General features: G+C 71.6%; 26 protein-coding genes. 10 read left to right on the top strand and 16 right to left on the bottom strand.

Going from position 1 to position 18,747, the window contains the following annotated elements; all coding sequences use genetic code 11:
* Nucleotides 1–12: 12 nt before the first annotated feature.
* Nucleotides 13–1,542: an SDR family oxidoreductase gene (locus AMK18_RS31390; RefSeq protein ID WP_073865466.1), complete on the bottom strand. Its 1,530-nt coding sequence runs from the start codon at nt 1,540–1,542 to the stop codon at nt 13–15.
* Between the two features lie 129 nt (nt 1,543–1,671).
* On the opposite strand from AMK18_RS31390, the gene AMK18_RS31385 reads away from it, so the two are divergent.
* The 6 genes from AMK18_RS31385 to AMK18_RS31360 all read left to right on the top strand — a co-directional run bounded on the left by AMK18_RS31385 (nt 1,672) and on the right by AMK18_RS31360 (nt 5,748).
* Nucleotides 1,672–2,415: a VanZ family protein gene (locus AMK18_RS31385; protein ID WP_073865465.1), complete on the top strand. Its 744-nt coding sequence runs from the start codon at nt 1,672–1,674 to the stop codon at nt 2,413–2,415.
* A 152-nt stretch (nt 2,416–2,567) separates the two neighbouring features.
* Nucleotides 2,568–3,350, top strand: a complete 783-nt coding sequence (locus tag AMK18_RS31380; RefSeq protein ID WP_073865464.1) for a DUF4389 domain-containing protein — start codon at nt 2,568–2,570, stop codon at nt 3,348–3,350.
* Between the two features lie 42 nt (nt 3,351–3,392).
* A complete protein-coding gene (locus AMK18_RS31375; RefSeq protein WP_018102944.1) occupies nt 3,393–3,908 on the top strand; it encodes a DinB family protein in 516 nt (171 codons plus the stop codon).
* 79 nt (nt 3,909–3,987) lie between these two features.
* Nucleotides 3,988–4,710 carry a DUF4230 domain-containing protein gene (locus AMK18_RS31370; protein ID WP_018102945.1) on the top strand — a complete coding sequence of 241 codons (723 nt, stop codon included), beginning with the start codon at nt 3,988–3,990 and terminating at the stop codon, nt 4,708–4,710.
* Nucleotides 4,711–4,826: 116 nt separating this feature from the next.
* Nucleotides 4,827–5,273 carry a nitroreductase family deazaflavin-dependent oxidoreductase gene (locus AMK18_RS31365; protein ID WP_018102946.1) on the top strand — a complete coding sequence of 149 codons (447 nt, stop codon included), beginning with the start codon at nt 4,827–4,829 and terminating at the stop codon, nt 5,271–5,273.
* A gap of 67 nt (nt 5,274–5,340) precedes the next feature.
* Entirely contained in the window at nt 5,341–5,748 is a 408-nt protein-coding gene (locus AMK18_RS31360; RefSeq protein WP_018102947.1) for a DUF6221 family protein, read from the top strand.
* Nucleotides 5,749–5,765: 17 nt separating this feature from the next.
* On the opposite strand, the gene AMK18_RS31355 is transcribed toward AMK18_RS31360, so the two are convergent.
* Nucleotides 5,766–5,954 (bottom strand): DUF6381 family protein, encoded by a 189-nt coding sequence (locus AMK18_RS31355; RefSeq protein ID WP_018102948.1) that lies wholly within the window; start codon nt 5,952–5,954, stop codon nt 5,766–5,768.
* Between the two features lie 157 nt (nt 5,955–6,111).
* Here AMK18_RS31355 and AMK18_RS31350 point away from each other — a divergent pair, with 157 nt between their 5' ends.
* Together AMK18_RS31350 and AMK18_RS31345 are read left to right on the top strand one after the other, a co-directional pair.
* Nucleotides 6,112–7,104, top strand: a complete 993-nt coding sequence (locus tag AMK18_RS31350; protein WP_073865463.1) for a GlxA family transcriptional regulator — start codon at nt 6,112–6,114, stop codon at nt 7,102–7,104.
* Between the two features lie 89 nt (nt 7,105–7,193).
* Nucleotides 7,194–7,817 (top strand): cysteine hydrolase family protein, encoded by a 624-nt coding sequence (locus tag AMK18_RS31345; protein WP_073865462.1) that lies wholly within the window; start codon nt 7,194–7,196, stop codon nt 7,815–7,817.
* A gap of 25 nt (nt 7,818–7,842) precedes the next feature.
* Here AMK18_RS31345 and AMK18_RS31340 read toward each other — a convergent pair whose 3' ends face one another.
* The 3 genes from AMK18_RS31340 to sigJ all read right to left on the bottom strand — a co-directional run bounded on the left by AMK18_RS31340 (nt 7,843) and on the right by sigJ (nt 10,351).
* On the bottom strand, nt 7,843–8,520 hold the full coding sequence (locus tag AMK18_RS31340; protein ID WP_241836687.1) for a DUF4232 domain-containing protein: 678 nt from the start codon (nt 8,518–8,520) through the stop codon (nt 7,843–7,845).
* 66 nt (nt 8,521–8,586) lie between these two features.
* Nucleotides 8,587–9,351, bottom strand: a complete 765-nt coding sequence (locus tag AMK18_RS31335; protein WP_073865460.1) for a uracil-DNA glycosylase — start codon at nt 9,349–9,351, stop codon at nt 8,587–8,589.
* Between the two features lie 40 nt (nt 9,352–9,391).
* Nucleotides 9,392–10,351, bottom strand: a complete 960-nt coding sequence (sigJ, locus tag AMK18_RS31330) for an RNA polymerase sigma factor SigJ (protein ID WP_073865459.1) — start codon at nt 10,349–10,351, stop codon at nt 9,392–9,394.
* Nucleotides 10,352–10,520: 169 nt separating this feature from the next.
* Here sigJ and AMK18_RS31325 point away from each other — a divergent pair, with 169 nt between their 5' ends.
* Nucleotides 10,521–10,976, top strand: a complete 456-nt coding sequence (locus AMK18_RS31325) for a hypothetical protein (protein ID WP_073865458.1) — start codon at nt 10,521–10,523, stop codon at nt 10,974–10,976.
* On the opposite strand, the gene AMK18_RS31320 is transcribed toward AMK18_RS31325, so the two are convergent.
* Together AMK18_RS31320 and AMK18_RS31315 are read right to left on the bottom strand one after the other, a co-directional pair.
* Complete coding sequence (locus AMK18_RS31320; protein WP_073865457.1) at nt 10,921–12,129, bottom strand: PP2C family protein-serine/threonine phosphatase; 1,209 nt, start codon at nt 12,127–12,129, stop codon at nt 10,921–10,923. The two genes, AMK18_RS31325 and AMK18_RS31320, sit on opposite strands and share 56 nt — an antisense overlap.
* A 128-nt stretch (nt 12,130–12,257) precedes the next feature.
* Nucleotides 12,258–12,428, bottom strand: coding sequence for a hypothetical protein (locus AMK18_RS31315; RefSeq protein ID WP_026171501.1), 171 nt, complete (start codon nt 12,426–12,428; stop codon nt 12,258–12,260).
* A 237-nt stretch (nt 12,429–12,665) separates the two neighbouring features.
* On the opposite strand from AMK18_RS31315, the gene AMK18_RS31310 reads away from it, so the two are divergent.
* The gene (locus tag AMK18_RS31310) at nt 12,666–13,547 is read left to right on the top strand and encodes an RNA polymerase sigma factor SigF (protein WP_073865456.1); all 882 of its coding nucleotides are present in this window, start codon (nt 12,666–12,668) and stop codon (nt 13,545–13,547) included.
* A 26-nt stretch (nt 13,548–13,573) separates the two neighbouring features.
* Here the strand turns inward: AMK18_RS31310 and AMK18_RS31305 are convergent, their stop codons facing one another.
* From AMK18_RS31305 to AMK18_RS31265, 9 genes are all read right to left on the bottom strand, one after another.
* Nucleotides 13,574–14,020 (bottom strand): Asp23/Gls24 family envelope stress response protein, encoded by a 447-nt coding sequence (locus AMK18_RS31305; protein WP_073865455.1) that lies wholly within the window; start codon nt 14,018–14,020, stop codon nt 13,574–13,576.
* Nucleotides 14,021–14,160: 140 nt separating this feature from the next.
* Complete coding sequence (locus AMK18_RS31300) at nt 14,161–14,439, bottom strand: gas vesicle protein K (RefSeq protein WP_073865454.1); 279 nt, start codon at nt 14,437–14,439, stop codon at nt 14,161–14,163.
* Nucleotides 14,436–14,663 (bottom strand): gas vesicle protein, encoded by a 228-nt coding sequence (locus AMK18_RS31295; RefSeq protein ID WP_073865453.1) that lies wholly within the window; start codon nt 14,661–14,663, stop codon nt 14,436–14,438. Before AMK18_RS31295 ends, AMK18_RS31300 begins: the two co-directional genes overlap by 4 nt.
* A 2-nt stretch (nt 14,664–14,665) precedes the next feature.
* The gene (locus AMK18_RS31290) at nt 14,666–15,460 is read right to left on the bottom strand and encodes a GvpL/GvpF family gas vesicle protein (RefSeq protein ID WP_073865452.1); all 795 of its coding nucleotides are present in this window, start codon (nt 15,458–15,460) and stop codon (nt 14,666–14,668) included.
* Nucleotides 15,457–15,783, bottom strand: a complete 327-nt coding sequence (locus AMK18_RS31285) for a gas vesicle protein (protein ID WP_073865451.1) — start codon at nt 15,781–15,783, stop codon at nt 15,457–15,459. Before AMK18_RS31285 ends, AMK18_RS31290 begins: the two co-directional genes overlap by 4 nt.
* A complete protein-coding gene (locus AMK18_RS31280) occupies nt 15,776–16,843 on the bottom strand; it encodes an SRPBCC family protein (protein ID WP_073865450.1) in 1,068 nt (355 codons plus the stop codon). Before AMK18_RS31280 ends, AMK18_RS31285 begins: the two co-directional genes overlap by 8 nt.
* A 6-nt stretch (nt 16,844–16,849) precedes the next feature.
* Nucleotides 16,850–17,734, bottom strand: a complete 885-nt coding sequence (locus tag AMK18_RS31275; RefSeq protein ID WP_073865629.1) for a histone protein — start codon at nt 17,732–17,734, stop codon at nt 16,850–16,852.
* A 7-nt stretch (nt 17,735–17,741) separates the two neighbouring features.
* Entirely contained in the window at nt 17,742–17,996 is a 255-nt protein-coding gene (locus AMK18_RS31270) for a gas vesicle protein GvpG (RefSeq protein ID WP_073865449.1), read from the bottom strand.
* Between the two features lies 1 nt (nt 17,997).
* Nucleotides 17,998–18,747 (bottom strand): GvpL/GvpF family gas vesicle protein, encoded by a 750-nt coding sequence (locus AMK18_RS31265; RefSeq protein ID WP_073865448.1) that lies wholly within the window; start codon nt 18,745–18,747, stop codon nt 17,998–18,000.

The raw sequence follows: 18,747 nt of genomic DNA, 5'->3' as shown, positions 1-18,747 counted from the left end.
GGGACGCACCGTTCAGGGCGACACCGCCGGTACCGCCCGTCCGGGTGACGTCCGGTTCTCCGCCGCCCGCGCGATGTTGCGCGCCATCCCGCCGAACACCACGGCGTGGAACGGCGAGACGCTCCACCAGTACGCGTGCCCGAGCAGCCCGCGCGGATGGAACAGGGCCCGCTGCCGGTAGCGCGAGCGGCCCTTGCCGTCCCGCTCCACGTACATCTCCAGCCAGGCCGGGCCCGGCAGCCGCATCTCCGCCCGCAGCCGCAGCAACCGCCCCGGCTCGATCTCCTCGACCCGCCAGAAGTCCAGCGAGTCGCCCACCCGCAGCCGGTCCGTGTCGCGCCGGCCGCGCCGCAGGCCGACGCCGCCCACCAGCCGGTCCAGCCAGCCGCGCACCGCCCAGGCCAGCGGGAACGAATACCAGCCGTGCTCCCCGCCGATCCCCTCCACCACCCGCCACAGGGCCTCCGCCGACGCGTCCACCTCGCGCTCCCGCACATCCTCGTACAGGCTGCCGCCCGCCCAGTCGGGGTCCGTGGGCAGCGGGTCGCTGGGCACGCCCGGCACCGAGGCGGAGGACCACCGGGTGGTGACCCGGGCCTCCCGGATGCGCTGCAGCGCCAGGCGCAGCGCCGTGTCGAAGGCGAACGGCTGCCCCGCGCCGTCGGGGACGTACCCCGCGATGTCGTGCTCCCGGCACACCACCTCGTACCGCAGGGACTCGGCGAGCGGCCGGGCGATCGACGCCGGCACGGGCGTGATGAGCCCGACCCAGTGGCTGGACAGACCCGGTGACAGCATCGGCACGGGCAGGATCAGCCGATGCGGCAGCTCCGCCACCTCCGCGTAACGCTGCATCATGTCCCGGTACGTGAGAACGTCGGGGCCCCCGATGTCGAAGGTGCGGTTCACGTCCCGGGGCATGCGGGCGCTGCCCACCAGATAGCGCAGCACATCGCGGACGGCGATCGGCTGGATGCGCGTCGAGACCCAGCTCGGCGTCACCATCACGGGCAGCCGCTCGGTGAGATAGCGCAGCATTTCGAAGGACGCGGAGCCCGAGCCGATGATGACGGCCGCGCGCAGCGCGGTCGTCGGCACGCCGGAGTCCAGCAGGATGCGTCCGACCTCGGCCCGGGAGCGCAGATGCGGCGACAACTCCCGTTCGGACATGCCCTCGGGGGTGAGGCCGCCCAGATAGACGATGCGGCCGACCCCGGCGGCCCGCGCCTGCTCCGCGAAGGCGGTGGCCGCCCGCCGGTCGGTCTCCTCGAAACCGGCCCCGGTCGTCAGCGCGTGCACCAGGTAGTACGCCACGTCGATGCCGTCCATCGCCGGGGCGAGCGAGGCCGCGTCCGTGACATCGCCGCGTACCGTCTCCACCTCGCCGGCCCAGGGGTGGTCGCGCAGCTTCTCCGGGGTGCGGGCCAGACACCGCACCCGGTGCCCGGCCGCCAGCAGCTCCGGGACCAGGCGGCCGCCGATATAGCCGCTGGCGCCGGTGACCAGGCAGGTCAGGGGGGTGTCGGCGTGGTCGTCCGTCATGAGACCTCCGCATCGGTCCGGGTGCGCCGGGCCGTGCGGGACCGGCCCGTCGCGACCAGTCTGACGCCGGGAGGCCCGGCCCGCACGGCGCGGGGGTGTGGTCCGGCGTTCGCGGGGCATCCGTGGCGCATGGACGCAGCGGCGGCAAGACCCCAGCGGGACACGGCCCGGCGGAAGGGATGGGGGCGGCTCCTGCTGCGCGTCTCCATCCTCGTACTCGCCTTCGTGGCCATGGTCGGATTCTCGGTGGTGCTGGCGAAGGTGACGCTGACCCCGTCGCCCGCCTCCGAGGACCTCGTGAAATCGAACCTGCACCCGGGCCGCTCCCTGCGGCAGTACGCCGAGGACTACACGTTCCTCGCGGCGTGCAAGCAGGCCGGCGGCAACCTGGTGCTCGGCATGCCCTTCGGCATCCTGCTGCCCATCCTCATACCGCGACGGCTCCGGATGCTGCGCATGTTCCTGCTGACCACGGCGGTCATCGTCCTCATCGAGCTGGTGCAGGGAGCGGTCGTCCGGGGCCGCGCCTTCGACGTGGACGACGTCATCCTCAACACCGCGGGGGCCCTCCTGGCCTATGTGCTGGTGGGGCGTCGCCTGAGCCACCGCTACCACGTCCTCGCCGAGGACCCGGAGCCCGCGCCGGACCGCCCGAAGGCCGCGCCCCGGACGAAGACCGCCACGCGTACGAAGCCGAAGCCCCGCACGAAGGCCGCGCCCGGTACCAAGGCCGCGCCCGGCAAGAAGACCACCCCGCGCCCCAAGGCTGCGAAGGCCGAGCCCCACCGCACCGGGCGGTCCGCGTCCGCCTGGTCGCGGCTGCGCCACGGCGTCCGCCGCAGGGCCGAACGCGACCGGTCCGGCAAGCGCTGACCTGCGGCGGTACGGCTACCCGATCGGCCCGTGACCGATTGCGGGCCGTGTCCGGGGGGCCGACGGTGGAAGGCCACCGGGGTGCCGCGCACCGGCACACCGGTGGCCATGACCGCGGGCCCGGCGCGCGGTCACCGCCGAAGAGGAGCGACATGACCGACGCCCAGTGGAGCCCGGGTCCCCGCGCCGGGGACGCCGACGAGTTCCGGCCCGTGCTGGACGTCGTGGAGCCGGCCCGGCAGCGGCGGCTCACCGTGTTCTTCCGGCTGCTCCTGCTGATCCCGCACTTCATCGTGCTGTTCTTCCTGGAGATCGGGGCCTTCTTCACCGTCGTCTTCGGCTGGTTCGCCGCCCTGGCGCTCGGGAGGCTGCCCGGGCCCGTCTACCGCTTCCTCGCCCAGGTCCTGGCCTACCGGACCCGGGTCGGCGCGAGCGCCATGCTCCTGGTCGACCGCTACCCGCCGTTCAGCCTGTCGCAGCCGCCGGATTACCCCGTCCGCATCGACGTCCGCCCGACACGGCTGAACCGGCTCGCCGTCTTCTTCCGGCTGATCCTGGTCATCCCCGCCGCGATCGTGCAGGGCCTCGCCACGTCCGGCTGGTCCGCGCTGGCGGTCCTGTGGTGGCTCATCACCCTGATCCTGGGGCGCATGCCCCGCCCGCTGTTCGAGGCCACGGCGGCCACCCTGCGCTACGAGATGCGGGTCTCCGCCTACTTCTCCCTGCTCAGCCCCGCCTACCCCAAGGGACTCTTCGGCGACGACGACCTCTCCGTACCGCAGGGGCAGCCCCGCTCCGCCACCAGGCCGCTGGTCATGAGCACCGCGGGCAAGGCCCTGGTGGTCCTCTTCCTGGTCCTCGGGCTCGTCGGCGGTGCCACGACCTCCGTGACCCGCTCCGCCTCGGACGGCGACGACTACAGCATGCACGCGTAAAACGACTCGTACGAACAGCCGCTCCAGGTGCATGATCGCCGGATGACTTGGACCGCACCCGCAGCCACCCGTACGCCGGGCTCGCTCGTCGCCGCCGAACGGGAGATGCTCACCGGCTATCTCGGCTGGTTCCGTTCGACCCTCCTCCAGAAGTGCGCCGGACTCACCGGTGAACAGCTCGCCGAACGGACGGTGGAGCCGTCGAACCTGTCCCTGCTGGGGCTCGTACGCCACATGGCCAAGGTCGAACGCACCTGGTTCCGGCAGCGGTTCGCCGGGGAGGACCTGGAGCCCCTGTACGACCCGGCCAAGGGCAAGGACGCGGACTTCGAGGACCTGGACCCCGCCACGGCCGCCGAGGACTACGCCCAGCTCATCGAGCAGTGCCGGCTCGCCGACGAGATCGTCGCCGGAGCCTCGCTGGACGACACCTTCACCCACGACGGGGAGGTGTACTCGCTGCGCCTCGTCCACGTCCACATGATCGGGGAGTACGCGCGCCACATCGGCCACGCCGACCTGGTGCGCGAGCGGCTGGACGGGGTCACCGGGGCCTGAGGGGCCTTTGGGGGCCCGGGAGTTGACCCAAGGGCGGTCCGCCCGGCGTGAACCCGGCGGGCCGGGTCATACGGACCGTATGACCTCCACCGACCCGGCGACAGAACCGTCCACGAAGCCCGGCCCGGCCGACGACGGCCGGCGCCGCCGTCGCAACCGCCGCTGGGGCCGTGCGGCCGCCCTGACCGCGGCCGCGCTCGCCCTGCTGTTCCTCGGCACCCGCCTCAGCCTGCTGCCCGGCCTGGGCGACATCTTCGGCGAGGAGACCCACGACCGTTCGGGCCCCGCGGTGCTCAAGTCGATCCAGGACATGAGCAGGTACGAGGCGGCGGCCGGCAACTTCCAGGTCGTGGTCGACCTGGAGAAGGACACCAAGTACGTCCCCGACGTGATCCGCGGCAGCCGCACGCTGTACGTCGGCGCCGGCACCGTGTCCGCGTACGTCGACCTCGGGCGGGTGACGAGCGGGGGAGTGGTCGTGAACAAGGACCGCACCACCGCCGAGATCCGGCTCCCGCACGCGGTCCTCGGCAAGCCGGCGCTCGACCCCGACCGCTCCTACGCGGTGTCCAAGCAGCGCGGCCTCCTCGACCGGCTCGGCGACTTCTTCTCCGACAACCCCGGCAGCGAGCAGGCCGTCAACAAGCTGGCCGCACGCCACATCGGCGACGCGGCGAAGGAGAGCGGCCTGGCGCAGCGCGCCGAGAAGAACACCACCGCGATGCTCAAGGGCCTGCTCGAATCCCTGGGCTTCGAGCAGGTCACGGTCCGCTACGGCACCGAGGGCACCGGCGGCTCCTGACCGCGACACGACGGCCGGGGCGGATTACCCCGGCCGCAGAAGTCGTTGAAGCCATGATGAGATGCCGCGGCCGACGAGTCGCCACGGCCGGACAGACCGACGACGGGACAGAACGCATGCCTCTCCAGGGCGAATACGAGCCGAGCCCCTCCCAGTGGGTTCGCGACCAGGTCGAGCAGTACGAGAGCTCGGGCGGCACGGAAGGGACGACGATGCGCGGCATGCCCGTCATCGTCCTGACGACCGTGGGCGCCAAGAGCGGGAAGATCCGCAAGACGCCCCTCATGCGCGTCGAGCACGACGGCCGGTACGCGGTGGTCGCCTCCCAGGGCGGCGCTCCGACCCACCCCGTCTGGTACCACAACCTCAAGGCCGAACCGCGCGCCGAGCTCCAGGACGGCCCGGTGCGCCGCGACATGACGGCACGCGAGGTCACCGGCGCGGAGAAGGACCAGTGGTGGGAGCGCGCGGTCGACGCGTTCCCCGACTACGCCGACTACCAGAAGAAGACGGACCGGCAGATCCCCGTGTTCGTACTGGAGCCCGTGGACGGGAGCCACTGAGGCGCGTCGGGATAGTGTCCAGCTCGGCCCCCAGGGGGTGGGGCCGAGCGGAAGGATGCGAAACCAGATGACGACAGACAACTCCGACCTCGTCGCCTTCGTCAGGGCGCGCCTGGACGAGGAAGAGGACCTCGCGCGGGCGGCCGGCGGCGAGGCATGGCGGTGCCCGGCCGAGACGCCCGGCGAGATCCACGACCGGGGCGGTGCGATCGCCTTCACCCTGCGCACGCACGGCCACGCCTACGACCGGCACATCGTCCGCCAGGACCCGGCCCGGACGCTCCAGCGCATCGAGACCCACCGGGTCCTCCTGGACGAGTACGCCGAGGTGGCCGCGCTCGACGTGGACCGCCCGCAGCGCGACTTCGCCTCCGGCCGGGCCTTCGGCCTGGGCTTCGTGGTCCGGCAGCTGGCCGCCGAGAACGCGGGCCACCCCGACTACCTGGTGAAGTGGCTGCCCCGGTTCACCCAGTAACGGAAGGGCCCGTCGGCTCAGAGCGCGTTCGTCCCGTGGTCGCCCTTGGTGGTCACCTGGTCGCTCCGCTCCTGGAGCCGGCGGGCCTTGTCCTGGAGGCGTTGCCGCTCCTGCGGGTCCGATGTGCGCTCGGCGGTCTCCCGCATCTCCTCGGCCTTCGCCCGGATGCGCTCGGCCCGGCCGCCGGTCTCGTCCGCAACGCTCATGATCACTCCAGGTTCTCGGTGGAGAGCCGTCCCTCCCAGCGAACCAGCGCGCCCCCGCGCCCGCATCCCGAACGCGGGACCCGGCCGCCCCACCGGTGTCCGAATGTGACAGGGAACCGTCATTGCGGCCACCCGTCCGGTTGGCCAGGATGGAGTCATGTCCACCGCACACCGCGTCGTCATCGCGGTCTTCCCCGGCGTCGATCTCCTCGACGTCTCCGGCCCCGCCGAGGTCTTCGCCCTGGCCAACCGGGTGTCCGGCGGCCGCGACCGCTACGAGGTCCGGCTCGCCGGGCCCGAGGCGGGCGAGGTCCGGACCTCGGCGGGGGTGCGGCTGCTGACCGACCTCACCTTCGGCGAGGTGGGCCGGGAGGTCGACACCCTGCTGGTGCCCGGCGCGGTCGACGTGACCGAGGACGGGCCCGTCGCCCGGGTCGACGCGGACATCGTGAGCTGGGTGCGGGAGACCGCCCCGCACGCCCGCCGGGTGGCGTCCGTGTGCGTCGGCGCGCACCTGCTGGCGGCCGCCGGGCTCCTGGACGGCAGGACGGCGACCACGCACTGGTCGACCGCCGCCCAGCTCGCCGCCGAGCACCCGGAGGTCACGGTCGACGCGGACCCGATCTTCGTACGCGCGGACCGGGGCCGGGTGTGGACCGGCGCCGGCATCAGCGCCTGCCTGGACCTCGCGCTCGCCCTGGTGGCCGAGGACCTGGGCGAGGACGCCGCGCTCGCCGTGGCACGCCAGCTGGTGATGTACCTCAAGCGGCAGGGCGGACAGAGCCAGTTCTCCGTGCCCCTGAGCAGACCGGCCGCCTCCCGGCGCGAGATCGACGCGCTGCGGCTGTGGATCGCGGACCACCTCGACGAGGACCTGTCCGCCCCGGTGCTCGCGGCGCGGATGTGTCTGAGCGAGCGCCACTTCGCCCGGGTCTTCAAACAGGAGACCGGAGTCTCCCCGGCGGCCTATGTGGAGTCCGCCCGCGTCGAGGCGGCCCGCCGGCTCCTGGAGACGACCGACGACCCGCTGGACCGGGTGGCATCCGCCGCCGGACTCGGGTCGGCGGAGACCCTGCACCGGGTGTTCCGGCGGCAGATCGCCACCACACCGGCCGCCTACCGCCGCCGCTTCCGCACCCACGCGGCCTGACCGCTCCGCCCTCACACCTCTTACCCGGCACGGCGTACGGCTTCGCCATGCCCGCAAAACCTGCCCACCACCCCGAGAAAGGCACCACCATGACCACGAACCAGCCCTCCGCGACCCTCCGCGAGGTTTCCGGCCTGGACTCCCGGCTGCCCCGGCTGAGCGAATCCGTGCTGATCCTCATCGACATCCAGAACACCTACCGCACCGGCGTCATGGCCCTGGAAGGCGCGGAGGAGGCCGTCGCGGCCAGTGCACGCCTCCTGGAGCGGGCCAGGGCCGCCGGCACGCCGGTGATCCATGTCATCCACGACGGCGGCGAAGGCTCCCCGTACGACATCCGCGAGCACATCGGCGCGCTCAGCGACGAGGTGGCGCCCCGGGAGGGCGAGGCGGTGGTCGTGAAGCAGTTCCCGAACTCCTTCCACCGCACGGAGCTGGAGAAGACCCTCACCGCCCTGGGCGCCGAGCCGGGCAGCGGCAAGGACCTGGTGCTTGCCGGGTTCATGGCCCACATGTGCGTCACGCACACCGCGCAGGGCGCGTTCAACCTGGGCTACCGGCCCGCCGTCGTCGCGGAGGCCACGGCCACCCGCAGCCTGCCCGCGCCCGACGGCACGGTGGTGGCGGCGAGCGCGCTCAAGACCGCCGCGCTCACCGCCATAGGAGACCTGTTCGCGCCGGTCGCCCCCACGGTGGACGACATCCCGGCCTGACGGCCGCGGCCGCCGGGCCGAGAGGTCAGCGCTCGACCGACGTGGTCGTGAAGCGGTCGCCGCAGACGCGGATCTGCGGGTCGCGCAGGGTCAGCGCCTCCTTGGAGCCCGGCGGGTACACCCGCAGGTAGGCGCCCTGCTTCCAGCAGCCGCCGTCCGCGATGCCCTGGTTCAGCGTGTGCAGCACGACGTGCGCCGTCTTGCCGGCAGCGAGCACCGTCGCCCCGTGGGAGGCGCCGTCGCGCTTGGCGGGGGCGCCGATGACCTGGCCGTCACGCTGGATCAGGGACACGCCGGGGAAGCCGTTCAGGGTGCAGGAGTGCCCGGACTTGTTGACGAACGTGAGCTCGTAGTAGACCTGCCCGGCGCCCCCGTCGCTCTGCTTCACGCTCATGCCCAGGCCGTCGGCCGTGCACCGGCCGGGACCGGCGGCGTCGGCCCCGGACGACGCGCCGGAATCGCTGGGCGCGGCGGGGGAGGACGGTGCGGTCTCCGGGGGCGAGGCGGCCGGGTCGGACGACTCCGGCGAGCTCTGCGCGGGGCCCGTCGTCCCGGCGTGGGCCGCGGGCGAGGCCGCTCCTTCCGACCCGGAGCCGTCGTCGTTGCAGCCCGCCGCGACGAGGGCGAACGACATCATCGCGACGGGCACGAGGAGGCGGCGGCGGAGCGTACGACTGGTGGTGGTGCGAGAAAGTGTGCCCATAACGGGCGCCTGCTCGATTTTCTGTGATCCCAATCTGATGATCTGGCAAAAAATCCTGTCGCCAGGTCACTCCGGATCCGGCCGGACCACCGGCAGCCCGGCCGTCTCCGCCGCCTCGGCCAGCACCTCGCGGAGCATCGCCGGGGTGAGCCGGCCGGTGAAGACGTTGCGCTGGCTGACGTGGTAGCAGCCGAACACTGTCAGCGGGCCGTCCGCCTCGTCGGCCGGTTCCAGCACCGTACGGGCGCCGTGGCCGAACACCGGCCGGGGCCGGGGGATCCGCCACCCGGCTCGTTCCAGGGCGGCAAGGGTCGCCTGCCAGCCGAAGCCGCCGAGTACGACGACCGACCGCACCGTGGGCCGCAGCAACCGGAGCTCCCGGGCCAGCCACGGCCGGCACGTGTCCCGTTCCCCCGGCGTGGGGCGGTTGGCGGGCGGCGCGCAGTGCACGGGGGACGTCACCCGGACCCCGTACAGTTCGAGCCCGTCGGCCAGGTCCGTCACCGTGGACCGGGAGGCGAGCCCCAACTCGTACAGCGTGGCGTACAGCAGGTCACCGGCCCGGTCGCCGGTGAACATCCTGCCGGTCCGGTTCCCGCCGTGCGCGGCGGGCGCCAGCCCCGTGACGGCCAGGGCGGCGTCCGGAGGGCCGAAGCCCGGTACGGGACGCGCCCAGTACTCCCAGTCGCGGAACGCGGGGCGCTTGATACGGGCGGTCTCCTCGCGCCACTCCACGAGCCGGGGACAGGCACGGCACGTGACCAGCCGCCCGTCGAGCTCCGCCAGCGTCCGGGAGCGGGCGGCGGCCCGTACGGGGTAGTCATCGCTCATCGAAACGAGCGTACCCAGCGGGAACGGCCGGCCGGCCGACCTACCCGCCCCAGGACCGAGGCGCCGCCCCGGACCCGCCGTGCCCGGGCCAGGTCCGCAGCTTCTCCGGGTTGCGGACCGCCCAGATGCGGTGCACACGGTCCCCGGCGAGGCCGAACGCGGCCACGGTGACGGTGATTCCGGCGTGCTGGGCGACCAGGCCGGGCCGTCCGTTCACCGTGCGTTCCAGCAGCAGGAGCTCGGGCACCTTGTCCGCGAAGTGGACCAGGTACTGGGCGACCCGCTCGGCGCCCTCGACCGGGCGCAGGGCCGCCCCGGCCAGCCCGCCGCCGTCGGTGACCATCGCGGCCTCCGGGTCGAGGAGGGCGATGAGCGCCCCGATGTCCTTGGCCTCCCAGGCGTCCTTGAACTCCCGCACCAGGGCCGCCTGTCCGGTCGCCGGGGCCGCCTCGGCGCGGGCGTCCCGGAGGCGGCGGCGGGCCGACGCGGCGAGCTGACGGCAGGCCGGGGCGCTCCGGCCGACGATGTCCGCCACCTCCGCGAAGGGGTACCGGAACACGTCGTGCAGGATGAACGTCACCCGCTCGGCCGGGGTCATGGACTCCAGCACCACCAGGAAGGCCATGTTCACGGACTCGTCCAGGGTGACCCGGTCCGCCGGGTCCGCCCGGTCGTCGCGGCCGCCGTCGGCGCGCCCGCCGGTCCACTCGGAGCGGTCCGGCAGCGGCTCCGGTATCCACTCGCCGACGTAACGCTCCCGCCTGACCCGCGCCGAGCCCAGGACGTCGAGGCAGACCCGGCTGGCCACCGTCGTGAGCCACGCCCCGGGCGACGCGATGGCGTCCCGCTGCTCCGGTGACATCGCGTACCACCGGGCGTACGTCTCCTGTACGGCGTCCTCCGCCTCGGCGACCGAACCGAGCATCCGGTAGGCGAGGTTCATCAGCTGACGCCGCTCGCCGATCACGGCGCTCAGGTCCGGCTCGGAAGGTGTGCTCATGTACGTGACCGCCCCTGGTTGTCGTCGTGCGTTTCCGCTGCTGACGGTCCGACGGAACAGCCCGCCGGAATGTGAGGCGGCCGGCGGCCTCACATTCCGTGGATCTACGTCGTCGGACCGACGAGACAGTACCGATCCACCGCCGCGAGGCAGAAGAGAGGACCACGTCATGGCCGCACCGACGATGGCAGCACCGAGCAGCACCACGCCCGCGACGGCGCCCGCCCGGGTCCGTACCACCTTCGTCGAGGTCTCCCTCGCCCTGCAGACCCTGGCCATCTTCTTCCAGGCGGTCACCGCGGGGCTGCTGCTCTCCACCTCTTACGGAGAGACCCTGCACGGCGTCGGCGCGCGCGTGATGTACGGGGCGTCGATGCTCTACGTGCTGGCGGCGGTCCTGGCCTGGCGGCCGGGCGGCGGATCGCCCCGTCCCATCCTGTACGCGACCGGCTTCCTCGTCCTCGCCTCGGTGCAGGTGGTGCTGGGCATCGCACACGAGGCGGCGTGGCATGTCCCGCTGGGCGTCCTGATGTTCGGCCTGAGCACGGTGGCACTCGGCCACGCGGTGTTCACCCGGCTGCTGCGGCGGGCTGCCGGGGGGTCGGGTGCCACTCCAGCATCATGATCGTGGCGTCGTCGCTCAGCCGGTCGTGCTGGTACTCCCGGATGGAGTGGATGAGCTGCCGCAGGGCCTCCGAAGCGGGCTCCCCGGCGGCCGTGGCGCGGATGATCGAGGCCGTGAAGCGGTTCAGGCCGAACTGGGTGCCGTCCGCCATGCGGGCCTCGGTCACCCCGTCCGAGTACAGCAGGATCCGGTCACCGGGCAGCAGGGGCACCTCGTGGACCACCCGTTCCGCCTCGCAGATCAGGCCCGGGGTGCCGAGGGGCGGTTCGCCGGGGCGGTCGAGGGCGTTGTCCAGGACGCGGTTCTCGCGGATCAGCAGCGGCGGCGGGTGACCGCAGTTGATCCAGCTCAGGACGCCGCTGGACATGTCCAGTTGCAGGGCGACGCCGGTGCAGAACTGATCGGGCAGCCACTCGGCCAGCGCGTCGTCCACCGTCCTGACGAGTTCCCGCAGCCCCGCCCCCCTGCGCCGGGCGCTGCGGCAGCCGGCGATGGCGATCGCGCTGGTCAGCCCGGACGCCAGATTGTGACCCATCGCGTCGAGGATGACCGCGTGCAGCGTCGACTCCGTCAGCGCGTGGTCGAAGGCGTCGCCGCCCAGTTCGTACGCCGGTTCCAGCACCGCCGTGGACAGCGCCCGGTCCTCACCGATCGCGCGCGGTGGCAGCAGGGTCCGCACCATCTCGGCGGGCAGCGTCATCGTCTCCGTACGCGCCCGCTCCACGAACCGGTCGCTGAACGCGCGCTTCGACGTGATCGCCATCGCCAGGACGGACGCCAGACTCGCGCACCGTTCCAGCAGCGTCCGGTCCAGCGCGTCCACCTGGACACCGATGACCCCCAGCCGCTCCACCCCGTCCACCAGCGGCAGCCAGGCGATCAGCGTCTCGGTCTCCGTCGACTCGACGCGCAGGGCCAGCGAGCGGAAGGCCGAACCGGCCAGGGACGCGTCCACGTGGAGCTGCGCCTCGCCGGAGAGCGGGGAGAGGCGCTGCTGCTGGAGGTCGACGATGTAGATCTCCACCCGGCGCAGGCCCAGCAGACCGGCGTACCGGTTGACCAGAGCCGGCAGGTCGGTCGGGGCGGTGGCATGCACCTCCGCCAGAAACCCGTGCATCAGCCGCTCGCCGTCACTGGTGGGGGAGTGAGTCATGGGAATATCGACCGCCCGGCAGATGTGTGCGCACCGTAGGAAAGCCATACGAAAAAGTGAGGGTCGGCCGGGAAATTCCCGGCCGACCCTCACTTTATGTGCCGCTGCGACGTATCGCCCGGTCAGATCTACCAGCGGTACCAGCGACCTCGCTTCCCGCCGCCGCCCGCAGGCCGGACGACGAACCCGAGCAGCCACACCACAAGTACGGCGATGGCTATCCACCACAGGGCCTTCAGGGCGAAACCCGCCCCGAAGAGAATGAGCGCAAGCAGAAGAACCAGAATCACGGGAACCATGGGTATCAACCTCCGAAGCATCAGTTGCCCCGGCCCCCTCCCTGTATTCCTGAAAAACCCCTGACTTTTCCGGGGGAGGGACGGGAAGGAGATTCCGAATGCTGGTGCCCAGGCGCCACCGACACCATGTCAGCTGACGGACCCGCCAAGGATCTTGTCGCACACGTGTGTGGAACGCATGGCTCCGGGTAGTCGCAGCTTCGCGCATGCGTAAGCAGCCGCTGTCCGACGGAAGGAATGATCGCCATGCCGACATCCGTATCTGCGCAGGTGCCGGGGACCACGACAGGTGCGCCGGCCGAACTCCCCGAGATCGCTGACCCGTTGAAGGTCGCGCCCAAGGACGCCCGGGCACTCAGCAAGCTGTTCTTCGACCGGTTGCAAACCCTCGAAGAGGGCACGGCCGAGTATCAGTACGCCCGCAATACGCTCATCGAGATGAACCTCACCCTGGTGCACTTCGCCGCGGCCCGCTACCGCAACCGCGGCAACGGCCAGATGGAGGACATCATCCAGGTGGGCACCATCGGCCTGATCAAGGCCATCGACCGCTTCGAACTCACCAGGGAAGTCGAATTCACCTCATTCGCCATTCCCTACATCGTCGGTGAGATCAAACGCTTCTTCCGGGACACCACCTGGTCCGTCCACGTCCCCCGGCGGCTCCAGGAGCTCCGGGTCACCCTCGCCAAGGCCAAGGAGGAACTGGCCACCTCGCTCGGCCGGGAGGCCACCGTCGCCGAACTCGCCGAAAAGCTCGGCATCAGCGAGGAGGAGGTCATCGAGGGCCTGGTCGCCTCGAACGGCTACACCGCGCACTCATTGGACGTACCCCTCGACGGGGCGGAGTCCGACAGCCCCAGCGGGGTGAGCCGCACCCACGCGGACATCACCGGCGAGTGCGACCCGGGCATCGAACTGGTCGAGAACCTGCACGCCCTGGCGCCCCTGCTGGAGACGCTGGACGAGCGGGAGCGCGCCATCGTCCAGATGCGCTTCGGCGAGGAGATGACGCAGTCCCAGATAGGTGAACGTCTCGGTCTCTCCCAGATGCATGTCTCACGGCTGATCGCCCGCATACTGGGCAAGCTCCGCGAAGGCATCCTCACCGAGGACTAGGACCCCCACGGGGTCGCCGGGCCTCGTCACTGGACGCGACGCGAGGACGACTCGTCCTCGTCCTCGTCGTCGTCCGAACCCGGCACATGGACGTCGGTGACGTTGATGTTGATCTCGACCACTTCGAGACCGGTCATCGTCTCGACCGCGTCCGTGACGTTCGTACGGAGGCTGCGGGCGGTGTCCAGGATGGGGGCGCCGTACTCCACGACGATGTCGACGTCGATGGCGGTCTGCTTCTCGCCGACCTCCACCTTGACGCCCCGCCCCGGGTCATTGGAGCGGGAGACCTTGTCCTTGACGGCTCCGATCGCTCGCGACGGGCCCTTGCCGACGGACGTGACCCCGTCGGTCTCCCGCACCGCGATGCCGGCGATGGTCGACACCACGTTGTCCGCGATGGTCGTCGTCCCTCGCGTGCCGCCCGCCGCACCGCCGTCCAGCTGGGTGCCGCCGCTTTCGTTGGTCGCCATGAGTTCCTCACACGAAAAGAGCTGGGGTGGGATGGGGGGCTTCCCGGCGGAAGCCGTTCCGGCCCCTCATCCCACTCTCCTCCGGCTCCCGCGCCCCCGCCATTCGGGTGATCGCCGCACCCCGGGAGACCCGCGGCGGCTCAGTCGCGCGGCAGCAGCGTCCCCAGCGGCCCGAGGTCCAGATTCAGGTCCTCGGGCCGCACCCCGTGCTGCTCGCACAGCTCCGTCATCCGCTGCTCCAGGAGCATCAGCGTCGTGCCGATCTCCTCGGTCTGCTCCTCGGTGAGGTCGCCCTCGTCGATGCGGCGGATCGCCTGGCGCTCCATCAGCTGGCGCAGCAGTTCCACCACGGTGAGCACCAGCGTGACGAGGTCCTGGCCCACCTTCCCGGAGTCCAGGTCCACCCGCGCGTCCGTCACAGCGGCCCCCCGTCGGCCCAGGGCGCCGGTACCCGCTCGCTGACCGACGACAGCAGCGCGTGCAGCGACAGACGTACGAGAGGCACATCGGCGATCGCGATGACCAGGTCCCCGCTGATGACCACCCCGGTCGCCAGCACCCGGTCCAGCAGATCGACCAGAGGCACCCCGATCGGCCCGCTCAGCGGTTCCGGCTCGTCCCACGGCACGACGGAACGCTCCACCTCTACACCTCACCGACGAAGGAGTACGGGACCCAGGGCCCCGACAGCTCGACCTGCGCCCCGGTCCGCTCGCGGAGGCTCTGCGCCAGCCGCGCCAGCTCCGCCGCCCGGTCCTCGGCCACCAGATACGTGGCGTTGAGCACCTGCGTGCGCCGCTCGTCCGGCACCCGGGGGCCGTGCGAGGGCAGCCTGCGCGAGGCGGCGGCCAGGCCGCTGACGTCCGCGTCGATCACCTCGGCGATCCGCAGCCCGTCCGTCCGGTGCCGTTCGCGCCGGTCCCGCAGGCTCCGCTTCCGGTCGAGATAGGCCCGGCCGGCCCCGGGAGCGGGCCTGTGTGGGGCGGCCTCGGACGCCTCCCGGGCCGGTGCGTCGGCCACGTACACTTTCAGGCCCCACTCGGAGTGGTGCGCCGTACGTTCCAGCGCGGCGTGGAAGCGTCGTGCCTCCTTGGCCAGCGCCGCCCGGGCCCTCTCCTCGTCGTGGTAGAGCGTGGCCAGCGGGAGGGGCACCGTGGGGTACCGGGTGGCCATCGCGCACACGACATCGTGATGGGCCCGTGCGTACCGTTCGAGTTCGGGCTCGTCGGCGAGCCGGGCCTGCCACGCCTCGTCGGTGAAGTCGGCCGCCCGTACGGCCTGGACGACGGCGGTGAGGGCCGGGCCGAGGGCCAGGGTGCGCAGCGGGCTCTCGGATGTGACGCCCGCCGGGCCGTCGAGGACCGGCTGCTCCCCGGTGCGGCACACGGCGTAGACGTACACGGCACGGGCGTCCGCGGATGAGCGGGCGTGCTCGGTCATGACGCGGACGCCTCTGACTCAAGGGCGTCGAGGCGGGCCCGCAGCTCCCGGTTCTCGTCCTGCAGCGCGTTGCGCGCCGCATGCGAACTGAGCGCGGGATCGGTCTCCCACCAGTCGATCCCGGCCTTCTTCGCCGTGTCGACGGAGGCGACGAACAGCCGCAACCGGATGGTGAGCAGCTCGATGTCCAGCAGATCGATCTTGATGTCACCGGCGATGACGATGCCCTTGTCCAGGACACGTTCGAGGATGTCGGCGAGGTTGGTCGTCTGCGGGCCGGAGGGCGCGTAGGCGGCGTCCTGCCGGAAGTCGAGATCAGTCACGACGGGACCTCCGCCCGCGCCGCCTGCTCGGGGCGGGCTCCTCCTCTTCTTCTTCTTCCTCTTCCTCCTCCGGTTCCTCTTCCGGTTCCTCGTCGTCCTCCCACTCGTCCTCGTCCTCGTCGTCCTCGTCCTCGGCCCCCTCCTCGTCTTCGTCTTCGCCTTCGGCCTCGTCCTCGTAGTCCTCGTCCTCAGGCTGTTCCTCGTCGCCCTCGGACTCCTCCTCCTCGGCCACGGCGTCCTCGTGGGAGACGACGACCTCGCCGTCGCGGATCTCGCCGCGCCAGGCTTCGGGCTCCTCGTCGGTGAGGGTGACGTAACGCTGGAAGTGCTTGAAGTCCAGGCGGATGCGGCGCCCCTGGGCCCGCCAGAGGTTGCCCGTCTTCTCGAAGAAGCCGGACGGGTAGTACTCGACCACCAGCACGATGCGGGTCAGGTTCGGCGTCAGCTCATGGAAGCTGACGGCACCGCGCGTCGTGCCCTTGGAGCCCTCCGAGGTCCAGACGATGCGTTCGTCGGGGATCTGCTCCTGGACGGTCGCCTTGAAGCTGCGCGAGGACGGGCCGATCTTGACCTTCCAGTCGCTCGTGGCCTCGTCGCTCGTCGAGACGTCCTGGACGCCCTTCGCGAAACTGCTGAACTTGTCGTACTGGGTCCAGTAGTCGTACGCCGTACGCAGGGGCACGCCGACGTCGAGGACTTCCACGATGTTCATCGACTTGCCGCCACCGCTCGACTTGCTCTTCCCCTTGCCGCCGCCGAACGCCTCCTTGGCCTTCTCCGTGACGTTGTCCTTCACGCCCTTGGCCTTCTCCGAGACGAACGACTTCAGCGGCGATTCGCCCTGGAGCACGCGAGAGGCGATGGCCGGCATGGACCCGCTCTCGGCGGAGTCCGTCAACTGGCCCGCGACGTCGGTGAGCTTGCCGCTCGCCTTCCCCGCGAGATCCTCCACCTTCGCGCTGAGGAAGCCGGAGAGCTCCTCCCGGAGCCGGCCGAAGCCCGATTCCGAGCCGGACTCGTCCTGTGTTTCGTCCTGCTCGTCCTGATCTGCCCTGGCCATGACTCACTACCTCCGACGTTCGGTGCGCTTGGACGCGGCCCGCTTGGACGAAGATGTCTTCTTCGCCGCGGCCTTCTTGGCCGGAGCGGTCTTCTTCGCCGCGGTCTTCTTCGCGGGAGCCGACTTCTTCGGCGCCGACTTCTTGGCTCGGGCGGTCTTCTTCGCGGGTGCGGCCTTCTTCGCCGCGGTCTTCTTCGCGGGAGCGGCCTTCTTGGCCGGAGCGGACTTCTTGGCAGTCGGCTTCTTGGCCGGACTCTTCTTGGCCGGAGTCTTCTTCGCCGCCTCGGGGGCCTTACGGTCCCTGCCGCCCCGCCGACGGCTCGACGGCGGTTCTTCCTGAGCCTCCTCCTCGGGCTCCTCGGGCTCCTCGCCGGTCTCGCTCCCGTCCTCGTCCTCTTCCTCTTCGCCCTCGTCCTCTTCGTCCTCGTACGGTTCCTCTTCCTCCTCTTCCTCCGCCTCTTCTTCGCCCTCGTCCTCGTCCTCGTCCGGTTCCTCTTCGCCCTCCGGTTCCTCCTCGTACTCGTCTTCGTACGCCTCGTCGTCGTTCTCGTCCTCGTCCTCGTCCTCTTCGCGCGGGCCCTCCAGGAGCCGGGCGGTGCGGTCGCCGATCGCGTCGGCAAGCGAGGCCATGCTGCGGTTCGCAGCCGCCGTCACGGCTTGGCGGCCCGCGTCCATGACCTCGCCCCGCAACTGTTCCTGGAGCTCGGCGACTTGGGGGACACTGCCGAGACGGCGCATGCCCTCGGCGGCCAGCTGGCGGGGTTCGAGCCCGAACCGTCTGCCCGCCAGGTACGTCGCGACGGTCAGGGCCATCCGGCCCTTCTTGGTCCGGCCCAGCACATAGCCGCCCACTACCGCGGCTGCGAGAGTCACCTTCGTCTGGTCATCCATGAGCACGTCACCTTCGATCGTCTGGCACTCGGCGCGCCCGAACGGCGTGCAGCCGGTCGAGCAGCCGCTCTTCTTCCCGCTCGAATTCCTCGATCGTGATGTCTCCGGCCTCCAGCTCCTGGTTGAGTACGGCCAGTTGTGTGCGCAGTACGCCGGGATCGTGCAGTTCCCGCTCTGCGGCGTCGTTCAGCTTCTCCGCCACCCACACCACCCCCCGCACGGGTGCGATGGGCAGCGTCAGCAGACCGGTGATGAGGCCCATCTCAGCCACCACCCACGGGGGCCGGCCGGGCCTCGGCGGAGACGAAGCTGTAGCAGGGCAGCGGCCCGGCCAGGCGGAGCTCCACATGGCCGCGGTTGTCGCCCGCGAACCGGCGCGCCTCGGCCAGGAAGGCGTCACCGGCCTCGCGCTCCACCAGGAACGACACATTGAGCGCGCACCCCTGGACCTCGGGGCCCGCCGCAACCGCCCTGGCCCTCGGCGTCAGCTCCCGCAGCACCCGCCGCCCCGCCTCGGCGGCCCGCCGCGCGAGGGAGGCGGCCACCGCCTCGCCCAGCCGCAGACTGGCCTCGTAGCCCGGACGCCGGCGCGCGGCCTCCCGCAGCTTGCGTACGGTGCCGTCCTCGGCGACCAGGTCGGCGAGCGCGTCCTCGGCCGCCAGCGCCTTCACGTTGATCTCGTGGCAGCCGGCGAGCCGCTTCAGGGCCGCCAGATGACCGTCCTCACCTGCGGCCAGCTGCCGCTCCACGGTGTCCTGGCCGGGGGCCACCATGCCGAACCGCATGGGCAGCACCGGCCCCTCGTCCATCAGGCGCAGCAGCAGATCCTGGTGGGCGAGCAGATCGCGGCGGCGCGCCCGGAGGTCCGGGGGAGCGTCGCTGACGACCGCTGCGAGCCTCCCCTGCCGGACGGTCCGCAGGCGTGCGGGCGGGCTGCCCACACCGCCCTGCCCGTCCGGGAGCGGGGTCCCCGCCCGGGTGATCGCGTACACGTACACGCCGTCGGCTGTCAC

The organism is Streptomyces sp. CB01249 (assembly GCF_001905735.1).
Lineage (GTDB): Bacteria > Actinomycetota > Actinomycetes > Streptomycetales > Streptomycetaceae > Streptomyces.
This window is presented reverse-complemented; position numbering and strand designations above follow the sequence as displayed.